The organism is Tritonibacter sp. SIMBA_163, from assembly GCF_046535935.1.
Taxonomy (GTDB): domain Bacteria; phylum Pseudomonadota; class Alphaproteobacteria; order Rhodobacterales; family Rhodobacteraceae; genus Epibacterium; species Epibacterium scottomollicae.
This window is the reverse complement of record NZ_JAWJBP010000102.1, coordinates 1-534: the sequence shown is the minus strand read 5'-3', so window position 1 is coordinate 534 and position 534 is coordinate 1. Positions and strand designations below refer to the sequence as shown.

Sequence of the window (534 nt, the reverse complement as noted above, 5' to 3'; positions counted from 1 at the left end):
AACTGTCTGCTTACATAAACAGTAATACAAGGGGTGTTATGAGCCATATTCAACGGGAAACGTCTTGCTCTAGGCCGCGATTAAATTCCAACATGGATGCTGATTTATATGGGTATAAATGGGCTCGCGATAATGTCGGGCAATCAGGTGCGACAATCTATCGATTGTATGGGAAGCCCGATGCGCCAGAGTTGTTTCTGAAACATGGCAAAGGTAGCGTTGCCAATGATGTTACAGATGAGATGGTCAGACTAAACTGGCTGACGGAATTTATGCCTCTTCCGACCATCAAGCATTTTATCCGTACTCCTGATGATGCATGGTTACTCACCACTGCGATCCCCGGGAAAACAGCATTCCAGGTATTAGAAGAATATCCTGATTCAGGTGAAAATATTGTTGATGCGCTGGCAGTGTTCCTGCGCCGGTTGCATTCGATTCCTGTTTGTAATTGTCCTTTTAACAGCGATCGCGTATTTCGTCTCGCTCAGGCGCAATCACGAATGAATAACGGTTTGGTTGATGCGAGTGATT

Annotated in this window: 1 protein-coding gene; it reads left to right on the top strand. The window is 45.3% G+C overall.

Annotation, left to right across the window (positions count from 1 at the left end; genetic code table 11):
* Positions 1–38: 38 nt before the first annotated feature.
* Positions 39–534: phosphotransferase (locus R0J92_RS21610; protein ID WP_411053144.1), on the top strand; the 496-nt coding region annotated here is incomplete at its 3' end.